We start from the raw sequence: 775 nt of genomic DNA on the forward strand, positions 1-775 counted from the left end.
CGCCCGGTTACATTCCGAACCCGGAAGCTAAGCCTTTCAGCGCCGATGGTACTGCAGGGGGGACCCTGTGGGAGAGTAGGACGCCGCCGAACAATTCTTCAGGACCCCTGGTCCCAGCGTTCACGCTGGGACCAGGGGTCCTTTTGTTTTTTGCTTGACTTTTCCGATGCGCGGCTGAGTGCCGGCTGCGCGAGAATGACTGCAGTACCCGAAGACAGGAGTCACCAAGATGTCCACCAACTCTCCCGACGACCGTCCGGAGCGCGAGCCTCGTCGCAGGGACGGTGGCGGTGGCGACCGGGGCGGCTTCCGCGGGCCGCGCCGTGACGACAACCGTGGCGGTGGTGGCTTCCGTCGCGATGACCGTGGTGGTGACAACCGCGGTGGCGGTTACCGTCGTGACGACCGCGGTGGTGACAGCCGTGGTGGTGACAGCCGCGGTGGCGACAACCGCGGTGGCGACAACCGCGGTGGTGGCTTCCGCCGCGATGACCGTGGTGGTGACAACCGCGGTGGCGGTTACCGTCGCGATGACCGTGGCGGTGACAACCGCGGTGGCGGCTTCCGTCGCGATGACCGTCGTGACGAGCGTCCGTCGTTCCGTCGGGACGACCGTCCCTCCTACGGACAGCGTGACGACCGCCGTGACGACAACCGCGGCGGTGGCTTCCGCCGTGACGACCGTGGTGGTGACAACCGCGGTGGCGGTTACCGTCGCGATGACCGTGGCGGTGACAACCGCGGTGGCGGCTTCCGTCGCGATGACCGTCGTGAC

1 protein-coding gene and 1 rRNA gene are annotated in these 775 nt (G+C 67.5%); both read left to right on the forward strand.

From position 1 onward, the window contains the following. Nucleotides 1-92: ribosomal RNA gene (rrf, locus tag ACF07V_RS14585) — 5S ribosomal RNA — on the forward strand; the annotation flags it as partial. A gap of 231 nt (nucleotides 93-323) precedes the next feature. Beyond that, nucleotides 324-775 (forward strand): hypothetical protein (locus ACF07V_RS14590; protein WP_392154215.1); only part of this gene is annotated, 452 nt, incomplete at its 3' end.

It is taken from the genome of Streptomyces sp. NPDC015661, from assembly GCF_043077765.1.
Classification (GTDB): domain Bacteria; phylum Actinomycetota; class Actinomycetes; order Streptomycetales; family Streptomycetaceae; genus Streptomyces.